The sequence below is a fragment of the Empedobacter sp. UBA2044 genome, assembly GCF_002333005.1.
Taxonomy (GTDB): Bacteria; Bacteroidota; Bacteroidia; order Flavobacteriales; family Weeksellaceae; genus Empedobacter; species Empedobacter falsenii_B.
Map to the genome: position 1 here is coordinate 33,811 of NZ_DDBA01000034.1, position 15,089 is coordinate 48,899.

The following is a 15,089-nucleotide window of genomic DNA, read 5'->3' on the forward strand; positions in this document are numbered from 1 at the left end:
AAAAGAATTGTTAACTATTTCGTATCTTTGAATAAAGATTTACAAATGGCAGATTATATCAGAATTCATCCAGAAAATCCACAAGAAAAAGCGATTGATCAAGTGGTTAAGATTTTACAAAATGGAGGTTTAATTATTTATCCTTCCGATACTGTGTATGGATTAGGATGTGATATTACGAATATTAAAGCAATGGAGAAACTTGCTCGATTGAAAGGTGTTAAACTTGAAAAATCTCATTTTTCTATTGTTTGTAATGATTTAAGCCATTTGTCACAATATACTTTACCAATTGATAACAGTACGTTCAAAATTTTGAAACGCGCTTTACCAGGTCCTTTTACATTTGTCATGAATGCATCGCGCAATTTACCTGTTGCTTACAAAGGTAAAAAAACGGTTGGTATTCGTGTTCCAGATCATGCTGTTCCGCAAATGATTGTCGAAAAATTAGGAAATCCTATTGCTTCAACTTCTATTTATGATGAAGATGAAATTGTAGAATATACAACAGATCCTGAATTGATTTTTGAAAAATGGGAGAAGCTTGTAGATGCTGTCATTGATAGTGGTTATGGAGATAATATTGCGTCTACTGTTGTTGATATGACGGATGGAGTAGAGGTTTTACGTGAAGGTAAGGGTGATATTGAAGATTATTTATAGGATTCAACATTAATTATATAAAACCAAAAAAGGATTTCAATTGAAATCCTTTTTCTATACTAACTAATTGATAAAATTATTTATCAATCGAACCCATTACGCGTTGCATAAAAGTATTGGCAGCAGTACGCTCGTCCAATCCTTCTTCTTCCATCATTTGCTTCATTTCCATAGCTCCACAAATGTTAGAAATCATTTCTCCAATTACTTCTTGTTCTGGCTCCTTTACAGCTGGAGAATCAGCATAAACTTCCAAAACTTCTAAAGCTGTTTCCATTGCTTCAATAGAAACGTTTTTTGCTAAATTCTTAAATACCGGCAACTTCATTGATCAATTCTTTTACAGCATCAATTTTAGACGCAGTTACTTGTCCTACATTTTCTCCTCCTTTGAAAACCGCGAAAGTTGGTAAATTTGGAACTTCAGCTAATTTTCTTGATTCTACTAATTTTTCAGCATCAACATATAAAAACTCAGCTTGACCTTCATATTCAGCCGCTAATTTTTTGAATTTTGGTTTTACTAAACGGCAGTTTCCACACCATCCAGCACCATATTGTACAATTACTATATTGTTATCAGCAACTACTTGTGCTAAGTTATCTTGTTCTAATTCTGCAAACATTTTATTAATTTTTATAAGTTAAAAATTGGGTATAAAAAAGGCTGTCTAAGTGTTGAGCTTAGTGATTTTTATTGAAAATGAATTCGTTAAAATCTCCTGTCAAATTTTTTAGACAGCCTCTTCGTGAATTTTGAAAATCAAAAGATTTTCAAGTTATTTTTAGTGAGAAGCTAAGTAAGAAGCTACACCATCTTTAGTAGCGTTCATAGCATCTTTTCCTTCTTCCCAGTTTGCTGGACAAACTTCACCATATTTCTCAACGTGTAAAATTGCATCTAATAAACGTACATACTCATCGATGTTACGTCCTAATGGTAAATCGTTGATTGTTTCGTGACGAACAACACCATTTTTGTCGATGATGAAAGTACCACGGTAAGCAACTGGAGCTCCTTCAAATTTTAAAGAATCATTTTCTTCATTGTAAACATACTCACCAGCTAAAACTCCGTAATCCATAGCGATAGTTTTTGCTAAGTCAGCAACGATTGGGTAAGTAACACCTTCGATACCTCCGTTATCTTTTGCAGTGTTTAACCACGCTAAGTGAGTTTCTTCTGAATCACAAGAAGCAGCGATTACAACAGCATCTCTTTTTTCGAATTCAGCTAATTTAGCTTGGAATGCGTGTAATTCTGTTGGACAAACAAATGTAAAATCTTTTGGGTAGAAGAATAAAACGATGTTTTTCTCTCCGATTGGCATTGAAAAGTTTTCTACGATTTCGTCTCCATCAATTACTGCTGGCGCTGTGAATAAAGGCGCTTTTTTTCCTACTAATGACATAATTTTAATTTTTTATATTTTGTTTTTTACTTCTCGATGTGATAAAACTTGTAATAGTTTTTATCTCTTTTACTGATACAAATTTAGACTGATATTTTAAACTGTCCATATATTTTCAATTTCAAATATAGATTATACTATAAATTATATTTATGATATATGATTAATAATAATTATTGAGTTAATATTCTATTGAAATTCAATACAACAGCCTTTTTATCTTATTTATACGCTAATTTACGAAGATTATTTACCCTAAAGAATGATATTCATTATGTTGATGATTATTTAAAATGAATTAAATTTTATTTAAAAACGACTGTGATAATTATGATTTAATGATAAGTTCACAAGGCATAGAGAAAGATTAAGATATTAAAACGAAAAAGGTTAGTGAATTCACTAACCTTTTTCGTTTTATATTTTTTTAATTTTTCTTTCGATATAGGTATTAAAATTTTTTCCATCCATTGAAATTTCAAAAGCTGTGTTAACTTCATTATTTTCGAGTAGCGAGTAAATCAATCTAAATATGGGTTGATTGGGTTTTGTTTCACTCAGAAATGTAATCTTTTTTTCGGGATAAGTAATCGAATAATTGATAACATGACCTTCGTTATCAAAATAAATAGCTTTCGATAAATTTTTATTTTCATCTAAATAAACAACCAGTAAATCATCATATACTGTCATTTTTTTAGAATCTCGTGAAGGATATTCAGAATGACTTTTTCGGACAATAATATTGTTATTTAATTGATGACCAAAAGAAAAAGTTCCTTTTCCTTCGCCAGGTTTTCCAATACCAATTCCTCCCCAATTTCCAATTAACCAACCCCAGTTATTATTCGTTTGTGCGAATGCACAATTAGTAATATTTAGAAATAAAGTTTGGGTAATTAATCTTTTATAAATAATTTATATATCGTGTGTTATTTGTATTGCATAAAACAAACTTCGATTATTTCATCTTCATAATTACAGTTGCTAATTTCAACCGGAATATTATTAACACCAGATTTAACAGTTTATATAGCTGAATTTTTTGTGTAAATTTTTGAAGAATTCTTAAACTTAAATTAAAAAATACCTTTTTCATTCATCATTCCTCGATTGTTGATAGTAACTATATATTTACAATCACTCAATGTGTTATTTCAATTTGTTACATCTATTATAAAAGAACAAGAATAGTGTTTAATGTCATCATCTTGCCACAAACAAGATTGAAAACTTTTTAATTAAACGAAAAAACTAAATTTTATATACCTCATTAACATTGATTTGAGTTGTAAATAAACCGTAATTTACAAAAACAATTTCTTTTTTTATCTTATCAATTGTTCCAACACTAGACGAACCATGAATTTTGACACGATCACCAACTTTCAACGCATCAATTTTTTTCTGAGTAGCTGCTTTTTCTTTCTTTTCGATGACTTCTTTTTGTTGAGAAATTGTTTCTGAATTTTCTTTTAACTCGCGTTTAACTTCTTTCTCTACAATCTTTTCAATTTTCTTTAATCGTTGAACTTCTTTCGTTTTTTTCGAGTTTTCCATTTCAATTAATTTCAAGAAATTCGAAATCATTTGCTTTTTATTTTTCGTTTTCAAGTAAGAATCCGCCATGTCTGAAATACGTTCTCCAAGTTTCAAACGTTTTTGCTCGCGATCATATAATTGCTGAAAATCATATAGTTTTTGCTGAATTTTTTCATTCGTTTGCTCTAATTTTTCGTTGTGCTCAAGATTTGTTTCGCGCAACTCTTCAACATGATCTTTTGTTTTCTGAATTTCAAATTTTTCTTGTTGAAGTTTTAAAATAGTTTTATCCAAACTCACTTTTTCACGTTCAACTTTTTTCTTCGCACGATTAATCAAACGAAACGGAATTTTATTTTTCTCAGCAACCTCAAATGTAAATGAACTTCCGGCTTGTCCAATTTCCAAACGATAAAGTGGTTCCAATGTTTTTTTATCAAACAACATACAAGCATTTATCGCTTCTGGCAAACTTTCTGCGCTCAATTTGATATTTGTATAATGCGTCGTAAAAACACCGAAAGAATTACGTTCATAAAATTCTTCAAAGAAAACTTCGGCCAAAGCTCCACCCAATTCTGGATCAGAACCTGTCCCAAATTCATCAACTAACAATAATGTTTTATCGTCTGCATTCTTCAAGAAATAGGACATTTGTTTTAGACGATAACTGTATGTTGATAAATGATTTTCAATGGATTGATTATCTCCAATATCTGTGAAAATTTGATTAAAAAATCCAAATTGACTTTGATCTTTTACAGGAACTAAAACACCACTCTGAATCATAATTTGAAGTAAACCAATTGTTTTTAACGTAATTGATTTTCCTCCAGCATTTGGACCAGAAATAATGATAATTCGACAATCTTCGTTAATTTCTAAACTCTGCGGAATCGTTTTTTGAGCTTTTCTTTTATTGTTTAAAAATAAAACAGGATGATAAGCATCGACTAATTTGATAATTCGATTCTCAGAAAGTTGAGGTAAAATTCCATTAATCAAAAAAGCATAATTTGCTTTCGCTTGTGTAAAATCGATGTATTCTAAAAACGTTTGATATTCTTCAAGATTTGGTTTGTATTCTGCAATTTGAGCAGTTAAATCTAATAAAATCTGAATAACCAAATGTTTTTCTTCTTCTTTTAATTCTTCCCATTCACGACGAGGATTTTGTACACTTTCTGGCTCAATAAACGTAATCGATCCAGTTTTAGAAGTACCTAAAAATTGCCCTTTCACACGTTTTCTCAAAGCAGATTTAACGGCCAAAACGCGACGATTTCCAACAACAGATTCACGAATGTCATCCAAATAATCCGAATGATAAGACATCGATTTATTGAATAATTCGGTAATTCGTCCATTCAAATGACGCAAACGATCGCGTACAATTTTCAGTTCAGGACTTGCGTCGTCCTTGATTTCTCCAAATTTATTGAATACTTGATCGATTAATTTTATGATATTTTTTTCGTAAGTAATCGTTGAAGCTTTCTCAAACAAAACAGGTGCATATTCGTTGAAAGCTGTCAAATATTTCAAGATTTCTTTCACTTGAAGCGTATTTGCCTTGATTTTGAAGAATTCTTCTGCAGGCAAATAATAATTCTCAATTTCTAATCGGTTTAGATTTTCATCTAAAATATAATATTCTGAAAACGGAAAACGATTTCCCGTCTCGAAACTTGTTAAATATTCGTTTGTCGTTTGTAGATCTTGTACCAAAAGTTGGTGATCCTGATAAGGTTTTAAGTTAAAAATAAGTGCCTCAACCTTTTCTGTATAAGCAAATTCTGCGATTTCTTTTTGAACCGCATTAAATTCTAAATCTTTTAAAGTTTGTTCTGATATTTGCATTAACGCAAAATTACGGATAAAATTTCGACAAATTCAAAATCATGAAATACTTTGAAATCCGTGATTTTTTATGACCGATCAAAGTGAATGACATTAATTTTGACCTTATTAATATATGTCATTTGATCTGTGTTAGTATTTGCTTTGCTACTTCTGAAAACTGATTTTTTAGTTTCATTTGGTTTTAAATCAATAGTTAAAGTTTCGGAATTGATTGTCGGATTTGGATTTTTAAATTCAAAAGTTAATTTAACTTTTACTGAAAAATCCTTGTTTTTATTCTTCACTTCAGTGCTTATGTTGTATGTTCGGTCTGCATTATATATCATATCTGTATTCAAAACTTTTATATTATTTTCAATTTTCCGGCCTAAATCATAAGGATCATCATCAGCAAAATCTATACAAGAATTTAGTATAAAAAAGGGAATTAGGTAAAGAAACTTTTTCATAGAGGTTAAAATTGGTTAATTTTGTTTCTGTATAAATATATGAAAATGGATGTGAAATTAGATGCTTCTTGGAAAGAAGTTTTAAAGAATGAATTTGAAAAAGATTACTTTAAAATATTGACAGATTTTGTACGAAATGAGTATGAAACAAAAACAATATATCCTCCCGCATCCAAAATATTTTCTGCATTAGATTATACGCCTTTTGATGATGTTAAAGTGGTTTTGATTGGTCAAGATCCTTATCATGGGATTGGACAAGCAAATGGTTTGTCTTTTTCGGTTGTCGATGGAATTAAATTACCTCCAAGTTTGCAAAATATTTATAAAGAGTTGAATGATGATTTAGGAATAAGAATTTCTACTTCTGGAAATTTGGAAACATGGGCTAAACAAGGTGTATTATTATTAAATGCAACATTGACGGTTGAAGCTTCTAAGGCAGGTTCGCACCAGAAAAAAGGTTGGGAAATATTTACAGATGCTGTAATACAGAAGCTTTCTGATCAAAAAGAAAATTTAGTTTTTATACTTTGGGGAGCTTATGCTCAAAAAAAAGGAGCAAAAATTGACCGAAATAAGCATGTTGTTATAGAATCTGCTCATCCTTCTCCATTAGGAGCTTACAGAGGTTTTTGGGGAAGTAAACCTTTTTCGAAAACTAATAATTTTTTGAAAAGTAAGAATCTACAACCTATAAATTGGGAAATCAAAAGTAAATAATTTACATCGCCATAATTTTTTGTAAATAAGAATTAAAAGCTGTTGGGGTGTTTACGTTTATATACGGAACTTTTTCGGTTATTTTTTCTTTTAGAATAGTATAAGTAGCTACAAAAATGGTAACATTTGGAAGATTTTTCGTGATTGATTCGAGATAAATTTCAAGAGAAGTGGAATCATAATTTTTAGAGATATAAATAAAAATATGTGTTATTTGAGTATTTTCAATACATTCTAAAATAGAATTTAAACTCTGATTTTCCCCTAAATAAATTCCTTTTTCGTTATTAATTTTTAAAAGAAGATGAGTATAAATTAATTCTAAATCTTCATTTTCTTTTTCAGGTAAAAATAAAAGCCATTTACGAGAATTTTGATCTGAATATGGAATTGATTTAATCAAATAAAAAAGATGTTTTCTAATTAGGTTTTTAGAAAACGAAATAACCGATTCTTGAATAGTATACTTTTCCATAATGATAGACATTTTGCTTAAAAAAGGAAAAACAATATCTATACAACATTTTTCGATTCCAATTTTATTGAAACAAAGTGTAAGAATAGCGTCAAAGAAACGTGTATCATATGAAAAACAAGAACAGATTAATAACACAATAATTGGTTCATAACTTTTGTTTTTCTGGATATAATTTTGAATTTCAAATTCGGATAAAAGTTGTATTTCTGAAAGTGATTTTACACTTAAATTTTCTACTGTATATTTTTTGTTTGATTCAATTAAAAAAGAAATAATAATAACTTTTTTTAAGTGATCGTGGTTAAATAATGAATTTTTATCAATCTTATCCTCGTTAAACAATTTGAACTTTTTATCCCATAAAACAATCATTTGTTCATCTAGTCTTGACAGATCTGATAGATCTTTTAGAGAATAAGTATTCATAAGTAGAATTCTAAAATAGTTCTCTTTAAAGTTAATAATATATTGTAAATAAATCAATATAAATTATAGTGATTTATTAATAAAACATTAATATTTTATTGAATATGATAATTTTATCTGCACGAAAAACATTGAAATTTATGTTATCTTAGCAAGAGTCATAAAAAATCAAAATCACAAATAAATGTCACAAATTACTCAAGAAGAAAAGAAAGAAAAGTTTGTACATCCAATACAAGAAGTATACACTCCTAAAAACAAAGTACGTATTGTAACTGCTGCTGCTTTGTTTGATGGGCATGATGCGTCGATTAATATTATGCGTCGCATTATTCAAGCAACGGGTTGCGAGGTAATCCATTTAGGTCACGATAAATCGGTTGAAGATGTTGTAAATACTGCGATACAAGAAGATGCAAATGCAATTGCAATGACATCTTATCAAGGAGGTCACAACGAATATTTCAAATATATGTACGATTTGCTTCAAGAAAAAGGAGCGGGTCATATCCGCATCGTTGGAGGTGGAGGTGGAGTAATTTTACCGTCAGAAATTAAAGAGTTGATGGATTACGGAATTACACGTTTATACTCTCCTGATGATGGTCGCGAATTAGGTTTGCAAGGAATGATTAATGATATGGTGGAGAAAGCAGATTTTCCGACAGGGCCATTAGAATTGCCAGAAGGAAAAGATGTTTATCAATCATTAGAAGATAAAGATATCACGACGATTGCGCGACTAATTTCGTTGGCAGAAAATCGTGAAGAAGATTTTTTGAAGGCATTTGATTTCGATAAAGTAGCTGATAAATCTGCACCGGTTTTAGGAATTACGGGAACAGGAGGAGCAGGAAAATCGTCTATGGTAGATGAATTAGTGCGTCGTTTTTTGATTGATTTTCCAGAAAAATCAATTGCTTTGGTTTCTGTCGATCCATCAAAAAAGAAAACGGGTGGTGCTTTGTTAGGAGATCGTATTCGAATGAATTCTATCAACAATCCTCGTGTTTATATGCGTTCGCTGGCTACTCGTCAATCAAATTTAGCGTTATCGAAATATGTGGAGGAAGCGATTCAGGTGTTGAAAGCTGCGAAATATGATTTGATTATTTTAGAAACTTCTGGAATTGGTCAGTCAGATACCGAAATTTTAGATCATTCTGATGCTTCATTGTATATCATGACGCCAGAATTTGGTGCTGCAACGCAATTAGAGAAGATTGATATGTTAGATTTTGCTGACATTGTGGCGATTAATAAATTCGATAAACGTGGTGCGTTAGATGCCTTACGCGATGTAAAAAAACAATACCAACGTAATCATAATCTTTGGGATATAAATCCTGATGAAATGCCTGTTTTTGGAACAATTGCTTCACAATTTAACGATCCAGGAACCAATCAATTATACCAATCAATCATTGATAAAGTGGTTGAAAAAACAAATGCAGATTTGAAATCTTCTTTTCAAATTACAAAAGAAATGTCAGAGAAAATCTTTGTTATTCCACCATCAAGAACGCGTTATTTATCAGAGATTGCTGAAAATAATCGTGGATATGATGTTCGTGCAAATGCACAGAGAGATGTAGCTCAAAAACTATATGGTTTCTTTAAAACAATTGAAACACTTTCTGGAAAAAAGCCAACAATTTCTCAACACGGAATTGATATTTCTGGAACTGAAAATGCAGATTTAGTTAAAATTCTTTTAGCTGAATTTGATAAATTAAAAATGAATTTAGATCCTTTCAACTGGGAAGTAATCACGACTTGGGACGAAAAGGTAAACAAATATAAAAATCCAGTTTATACATTTAAAGTGCGTGATAAAGAAATTAAAATTCAGACACATTCTGAGTCTTTATCCCATTTACAAATCCCTAAAATTGAATTGCCAAAGTACGAAGCTTGGGGCGATATTTTACGTTGGGTTTTACAAGAAAACGTACCGGGTGAGTTTCCTTTTACTTCGGGATTATATCCATTTAAACGTGAAGGTGAGGATCCAACGCGTATGTTTGCGGGTGAAGGTGGACCAGAGCGTACCAATCGTCGTTTCCATTATGTATCGAAAGGAATGCCAGCAAAGCGTTTGTCTACAGCGTTTGATTCGGTAACTTTGTATGGAAATGATCCAGGTCATCGTCCTGATATTTACGGAAAAATTGGTAATGCTGGAGTTTCGATTTGTTGTTTAGATGATGCGAAGAAATTATATTCTGGTTTCGATTTATCACATCCAGCTACTTCGGTTTCTATGACGATTAACGGTCCTGCGCCTATGTTGTTAGGTTTCTTTATGAATGCCGCAATTGATCAAAATTGTGAAAAATACATCAAAGAAAATGGTTTAGAAACTGAAATTGAAGCAAAAATCAAAGCTATTTACGAAGACAAAGGTTTGGAAAGACCTCGTTATAATGGCGATTTACCAGAAGGAAATGATGGTTTGGGGTTAATGCTTTTGGGTGTAACTGGTGATCAGGTTTTACCTGCAGAAGTTTATGCTGAAATTAAGAAAAATACGTTAGCTCAGGTTCGTGGAACTGTTCAGGCAGATATTTTAAAAGAAGACCAAGCACAAAATACGTGTATTTTCTCAACAGAATTTGCGTTGCGTTTAATGGGCGATGTGCAAGAATATTTCATCAATCAAAATGTACGTAATTTTTATTCGGTTTCTATTTCGGGTTACCATATTGCTGAAGCAGGAGCGAATCCTATTACGCAGTTAGCGTTTACGTTAGCTAACGGATTTACGTATGTTGAGTATTATTTATCTCGCGGAATGGATATCAATGCGTTTGGGCCAAACTTATCGTTTTTCTTCTCCAATGGTATCGATCCAGAATATTCAGTAATTGGTCGTGTGGCGCGTAAAATTTGGGCAAAAGCCTTGAAAAATAAATACGGAGCTAACGAACGTGCACAAATGTTGAAATACCATATTCAAACTTCGGGTCGATCGTTACACGCGCAAGAAATTGATTTCAACGATATTCGTACGACGTTGCAAGCTTTATATGCGATTTACGACAACTGTAACTCGTTACATACCAATGCGTACGATGAAGCAATTACAACGCCAACAGAAGAATCGGTTCGCCGTGCAATGGCTATTCAGTTGATTATCAATAAAGAATTAGGTTTAGCGAAGAACGAAAATCCAATTCAAGGTTCATTTATAATTGAAGAATTAACGGATTTAGTAGAAGAAGCAGTTTTACAAGAATTTGATCGTATTACAGAACGTGGTGGCGTTTTAGGAGCGATGGAAACGATGTATCAACGTTCTAAAATTCAGGAAGAATCATTGTATTACGAAACATTGAAACACAACGGAACGTTCCCAATTATTGGTGTAAATACGTTCTTAAGTTCAAAAGGTTCGCCAACAGTGGTTCCTGCGGAGGTTATTCGTGCAACAGAAGAGGAAAAACAATTTCAAATTAAAACTAAAGAAAACTTGAATAAAATTAATGAACAACAAGCTGAAAGTGCATTAGAAACTGCACAACAAGCGGCTATTAACAATCAAAATATTTTTGAAGTGTTGATGGAAGCAACCAAAGTTTGTTCATTAGGACAAATCACTTCTGCCTTATTCGAAGTAGGCGGACAGTACCGTAGAAATATGTAATTTTTTTATTAATAATACTTTAACAGCCTCATCTTTTGATGGGGTTGTTTTCTTTTAAAAATACTTATAAACTAATATGAAAAAAAATGTAATTGTAGCTTTATTCACCTTGTTAGCAATGCCAAGTTTTGCACAAAAAGTTTTACATACCAATGAAAAAATGCTTGAAATAAAAGTAAATGGTAAAATATCAAGCAAATCTTGGGCTATTAATTCTAAAATTAAGCCAGATGTTTTTATGGCAGAAGTTTCAAATGAAAAGAGTGAAGTGATTTATTCTGATGGAAAGAATAATCTTTCTTTTGATTTAAAAAAAGGTGAAACGATTGATTTTTTAATCATTCAGAATAAGAAAGATACCGCTTATCAACGTATTATTGGAATTGCACCTAACGTAAATTTTACAAAAGATTATATCAATAAATATAAAGGAAAAACTGAAGTTGCGATTCCGGAAGTGAGTGAATTGGTCAATATTTTAATGGCTTTGCATCCCGATGCTGAGAAAGAAATTAATATGTTTGACACCAAAACAGAATATTATAAACAAGTAAAAGAGTACTTTAAGCCTTATTTGAATCATCCTGCGATAGATACGATTAAAAAATATATTACAGATTTACAGTATATTGAGGATTACAAAGGAAATATGTTTTCTAATACAAGTTATCGCTATTATTATGCCTTGAAAATGAATGCTTGTGCATATAATTTTGATAAAAACGGAGAGATTAAAAATAATGGAAACATAGGTCAAATGGCAAAAGGCTGGTATACGTTTGATCCGATGAAAGATGCAAAAGTGTTCCAAGATTTTGCAAAAGTGAGTAATTTTAGAGTATTCTATAAGAACAACCAACCGTATTATACAGAACTTTTGCAAAGGTATAATCAATTAAATCCAATTCAGAAAATGCAAAATTGGTTGGATAAAAAGTTCGGATTTGGTTATGGTTCATACGCAGTATATTTTTCGCCGTTAATTTATGGAGCGCATTCTACATCGCGTTTTGAGGATAACGGATTTACACAAACTATTATGTTCATTGCTCGTGCAGATTTTGATTCAAAATTGACTCCTACGCAAAATGAATTGTTAGAATCACGTGTTGTATTTACTGAAATCGATCATAATTATGTAAATCCTGTTTCTGATAAATATGTGAAACAAATCAATGAAGCATTGTCAAATCGTAAAAAGTGGGCGAAACCTACAATAACTGATATGTATGAATCACCTTACAAGGTTTTTAACGAATACATGACTTTTGCTGTTTATATATTATATGTTCATGATAATTATAGCAAAACAGATTTGGATAAATATTTGCCAGAATTGAATGGAATGATGAGTAATATGAGAGGTTTTGCGAAATTTACAGATTTTAATCAAGTAATGCTTGCAAAGTACAAAGAAAATCCATCAATTAATATGACTGATTTATATGAATATATGCTTGATTGGTGTAAAAAAGAGAATGAAATAGATTAGTTTTTTATACAAATAATAGATTTTTTTAATTTCAAACATGAAAAATTTCCTACTCAAAAAAGATATACAAATTTCTGCAAAACGATATTTTATCGATGCAATGGGCGCAATGGCTTATGGTTTATTTGCGACTTTATTGGTTGGTACAATTTTGAAAACTATTGGTGAAGAGTTAGATATTTCTTTTTTAACTGATATTGTTTGGCCAGTTGCGAATCAAGCGACAGGACCTGCGATAGCATTGGCTATTGCTTATAGTTTACGAGCACCTCAATTGGTGTTATTTTCGTCAGCAGTTATAGGAATTGCAGCATATCAATTAGGTGGACCTTTAGGTGTTTTTATAGCGACAATTGTAGCGGTTGAAGTGGGAAAAATGGTAGCAGGCGAAACACGTATAGATATTGTAATTACACCGATTATTACTGTTTTGGTTGGAGTAATCTTAGCACAAATCATTGGTCCTTCTGTTCAACAAATGATGAAATGGATTGGTGAAATAATTATATTTTCAACCGATTCTAATCCTTTGATAATGGGAGTTGTAATTGCTGTAATTGTCGGTATGGTTTTGACTTTACCAATTTCATCAGCTGCTTTGTGTCTAATGTTAGAATTAGACGGTTCAGCAGCTGGAGCTGCAACAATAGGTTGTTGTGCACAAATGATTGGATTTGCTACAATCAGTTTTAAGGATAATGGTTTGAAAGGTGTTTTAGCACAAGGATTAGGGACAAGTATGTTACAGGTTCCGAACATTTATAAAAATTGGAAAATTTGGATTCCACCAACTTTAGCTTCAGCGATTATAGGTCCAATTGCAATTATTTATTTCAATATGGAAAATACAGCTCTAGAATCGGGGATGGGTTCTTGTGGTTTGGTTGGACAAATAGGAACTTTCAATGCTATGAAATCTAAATATGATACTTCATATATTTTAACTTCAATATTAATTTTGCAAATCATTGCTCCAGCAATTATTTCATATTTAATTTACATTTTCATGAAAAAGAAAAACTGGATAAAAGATGGTGATATGAAGTTGAGGTAAATAAAAAATCGGTTGGATAATTCCAACCGATTTTTTATTTAGTTTATACAATATTGATTATTGTAATTTCGAAAAATCAATTTGTGGTGCAGTTTGTTTGTTATCAAACTTGAAAGCTGTTCCAGGTTGTTCAATTTCATTAAAAAAGCCTCCCATCTTCAAGAAATATCCAGTAGATGTTGTTCCTCCAGTTGCATCAATACGTTGATTTGCTTTATAAGTTGCATCAACAGTTAATTTTGCTCCATTTACTTTTTTCCATTCTCCATCATAAACCCATTGATTGTTGAAGTTTACTTTTCTAGTTAAGTAACCTTGTGTTGGCATAAAATTTTATAGGAAAGAGTGAAATCTTTTTAGGTATGTATTTGTTTTAGGGCGTTTAAAGCTTGCGATGATTTGCCAATTATTCGTTTCTGGCATAAAAAACCAAGCTGTATAAGTTGTCGAATTATCACCATTTGGAACACCTTTCAATAAGAATTTATACGTTGTATCGGCTTTCCAATTGTATTTCATATAACTTTGTCCACCAGAACCTTCGTTACCGAATTCTCCTGTTTTCACATTGTCTCCTTTCTTTAACAAAACGATTTTTTCATCATCAGGAATACTTTTTGGGTCATCAGTTACGAAAGGACTCCAAACTGAAAACAAAATACGTCTTTCCGTTTGTGAATTAGCTTGAATTCCGAAATATCCTTCTCCAAAACCGTTTGCCATATAATAAGAACCAATTATATCAGCGTCTTTTGGTACAACGATTTCATTGTAGTAATATGAAACATTTTTCTCTGTAGGGATTTCGTAAGCCAAATGGCAAGAAGGTCCACGTCTCGCCCAATAATAGTACTGCGGATCGTTGCTATAAATAATTCCGTTGTCTACTGCAGTTCCACTAACTATCAAATCTGTAATAGGGATTTCGCCTTTCAATCCGCTTAAATCAACAGAAACATAACCCGGTTTTGAAATAGCGAATGTACCTACAGAAATAGTTTTATCAGTAGATTTCCAATTGTATTTTTTTGTTTTTTTATTGAAACCAACATTTAATTGAGCGTCATTTTTAGCTTCACCCTTTAATTGAATATTAACATTTCCAGTTCCTAAAACTTTGAAATACGTTTTTGTTACATTTTTAGTTTGTGGAGAAATTAAAGCATTCACTTTTGTAACTGTAGAAGATGATCCTTCTTTATGACCGACTTCAAAAGCATTTCCAACCAAAGGAATGTCATAAGTTTTTGTTTGTTGTGCGATTACATTTCCTCCAACCAAAACGGAAAGAGAGAATAAGATGTAATGAATTGTTTTCATGGTGTTAATTTAATTTAT

General features: G+C 31.4%; 12 protein-coding genes and 1 pseudogene. 5 read left to right on the forward strand and 8 right to left on the reverse strand.

The window, feature by feature from the left end; translation table 11 throughout:
• Nucleotides 1-45 precede the first annotated feature (45 nt).
• Complete coding sequence (locus B4E59_RS05810; protein ID WP_219034359.1) at nt 46-666, forward strand: L-threonylcarbamoyladenylate synthase; 621 nt, start codon at nt 46-48, stop codon at nt 664-666.
• A 76-nt stretch (nt 667-742) separates the two neighbouring features.
• Here B4E59_RS05810 and B4E59_RS05815 read toward each other — a convergent pair whose 3' ends face one another.
• The 6 genes from B4E59_RS05815 to B4E59_RS05840 all read right to left on the reverse strand — a co-directional run bounded on the left by B4E59_RS05815 (nt 743) and on the right by B4E59_RS05840 (nt 5,932).
• Entirely contained in the window at nt 743-994 is a 252-nt protein-coding gene (locus B4E59_RS05815) for a DUF6952 family protein (protein WP_038336694.1), read from the reverse strand.
• Complete coding sequence (locus B4E59_RS05820) at nt 975-1,292, reverse strand: thioredoxin family protein (RefSeq protein WP_286495177.1); 318 nt, start codon at nt 1,290-1,292, stop codon at nt 975-977. The genes B4E59_RS05815 and B4E59_RS05820 overlap by 20 nt, the downstream gene beginning before the upstream one ends.
• Nucleotides 1,293-1,451: 159 nt before the next feature.
• Nucleotides 1,452-2,078, reverse strand: a complete 627-nt coding sequence (locus B4E59_RS05825; protein WP_038336698.1) for a peroxiredoxin — start codon at nt 2,076-2,078, stop codon at nt 1,452-1,454.
• 417 nt (nt 2,079-2,495) lie between these two features.
• On the reverse strand, nt 2,496-2,771 hold the full coding sequence (locus tag B4E59_RS05830; RefSeq protein ID WP_219034361.1) for a hypothetical protein: 276 nt from the start codon (nt 2,769-2,771) through the stop codon (nt 2,496-2,498).
• A 561-nt stretch (nt 2,772-3,332) separates the two neighbouring features.
• Nucleotides 3,333-5,480, reverse strand: coding sequence for an endonuclease MutS2 (locus tag B4E59_RS05835; protein ID WP_286495176.1), 2,148 nt, complete (start codon nt 5,478-5,480; stop codon nt 3,333-3,335).
• Between the two features lie 68 nt (nt 5,481-5,548).
• The gene (locus B4E59_RS05840) at nt 5,549-5,932 is read right to left on the reverse strand and encodes a DUF5004 domain-containing protein (protein ID WP_115000084.1); all 384 of its coding nucleotides are present in this window, start codon (nt 5,930-5,932) and stop codon (nt 5,549-5,551) included.
• Between the two features lie 45 nt (nt 5,933-5,977).
• Between B4E59_RS05840 and B4E59_RS05845 the strand changes: the two genes are divergently transcribed.
• Nucleotides 5,978-6,655: a uracil-DNA glycosylase gene (locus B4E59_RS05845; RefSeq protein WP_219034364.1), complete on the forward strand. Its 678-nt coding sequence runs from the start codon at nt 5,978-5,980 to the stop codon at nt 6,653-6,655.
• Nucleotide 6,656: 1 nt separating this feature from the next.
• On the opposite strand, the gene B4E59_RS05850 is transcribed toward B4E59_RS05845, so the two are convergent.
• Nucleotides 6,657-7,559, reverse strand: a complete 903-nt coding sequence (locus tag B4E59_RS05850; protein ID WP_280049674.1) for a hypothetical protein — start codon at nt 7,557-7,559, stop codon at nt 6,657-6,659.
• A 184-nt stretch (nt 7,560-7,743) separates the two neighbouring features.
• Here B4E59_RS05850 and B4E59_RS05855 point away from each other — a divergent pair, with 184 nt between their 5' ends.
• The 3 genes from B4E59_RS05855 to B4E59_RS05865 all read left to right on the forward strand — a co-directional run bounded on the left by B4E59_RS05855 (nt 7,744) and on the right by B4E59_RS05865 (nt 13,751).
• Nucleotides 7,744-11,205: a methylmalonyl-CoA mutase family protein gene (locus tag B4E59_RS05855; protein WP_291051936.1), complete on the forward strand. Its 3,462-nt coding sequence runs from the start codon at nt 7,744-7,746 to the stop codon at nt 11,203-11,205.
• 76 nt (nt 11,206-11,281) lie between these two features.
• Entirely contained in the window at nt 11,282-12,697 is a 1,416-nt protein-coding gene (locus B4E59_RS05860) for a DUF4932 domain-containing protein (protein ID WP_291049241.1), read from the forward strand.
• Between the two features lie 37 nt (nt 12,698-12,734).
• Entirely contained in the window at nt 12,735-13,751 is a 1,017-nt protein-coding gene (locus tag B4E59_RS05865; RefSeq protein WP_125350329.1) for a PTS sugar transporter subunit IIC, read from the forward strand.
• Between the two features lie 57 nt (nt 13,752-13,808).
• Here B4E59_RS05865 and B4E59_RS05870 read toward each other — a convergent pair.
• Nucleotides 13,809-15,071 (reverse strand): annotated as a pseudogene (locus B4E59_RS05870) (DUF3472 domain-containing protein).
• Nucleotides 15,072-15,089 lie beyond the last annotated feature (18 nt).

Coding starts and splice junctions, on each gene's coding strand:
- B4E59_RS05865 (WP_125350329.1), top strand. CDS start 12,735: ATGAAAAATTTCCTACTCAAAAAAGATATACAAATTTCTGCAAAACGA.
- B4E59_RS05830 (WP_219034361.1), bottom strand. CDS start 2,771: ATGACAGTATATGATGATTTACTGGTTGTTTATTTAGATGAAAATAAA.
- B4E59_RS05810 (WP_219034359.1), top strand. CDS start 46: ATGGCAGATTATATCAGAATTCATCCAGAAAATCCACAAGAAAAAGCG.
- B4E59_RS05815 (WP_038336694.1), bottom strand. CDS start 994: ATGAAGTTGCCGGTATTTAAGAATTTAGCAAAAAACGTTTCTATTGAA.
- B4E59_RS05855 (WP_291051936.1), top strand. CDS start 7,744: ATGTCACAAATTACTCAAGAAGAAAAGAAAGAAAAGTTTGTACATCCA.
- B4E59_RS05840 (WP_115000084.1), bottom strand. CDS start 5,932: ATGAAAAAGTTTCTTTACCTAATTCCCTTTTTTATACTAAATTCTTGT.
- B4E59_RS05850 (WP_280049674.1), bottom strand. CDS start 7,559: ATGAATACTTATTCTCTAAAAGATCTATCAGATCTGTCAAGACTAGAT.
- B4E59_RS05835 (WP_286495176.1), bottom strand. CDS start 5,480: ATGCAAATATCAGAACAAACTTTAAAAGATTTAGAATTTAATGCGGTT.
- B4E59_RS05845 (WP_219034364.1), top strand. CDS start 5,978: ATGGATGTGAAATTAGATGCTTCTTGGAAAGAAGTTTTAAAGAATGAA.
- B4E59_RS05860 (WP_291049241.1), top strand. CDS start 11,282: ATGAAAAAAAATGTAATTGTAGCTTTATTCACCTTGTTAGCAATGCCA.
- B4E59_RS05820 (WP_286495177.1), bottom strand. CDS start 1,292: ATGTTTGCAGAATTAGAACAAGATAACTTAGCACAAGTAGTTGCTGAT.
- B4E59_RS05825 (WP_038336698.1), bottom strand. CDS start 2,078: ATGTCATTAGTAGGAAAAAAAGCGCCTTTATTCACAGCGCCAGCAGTA.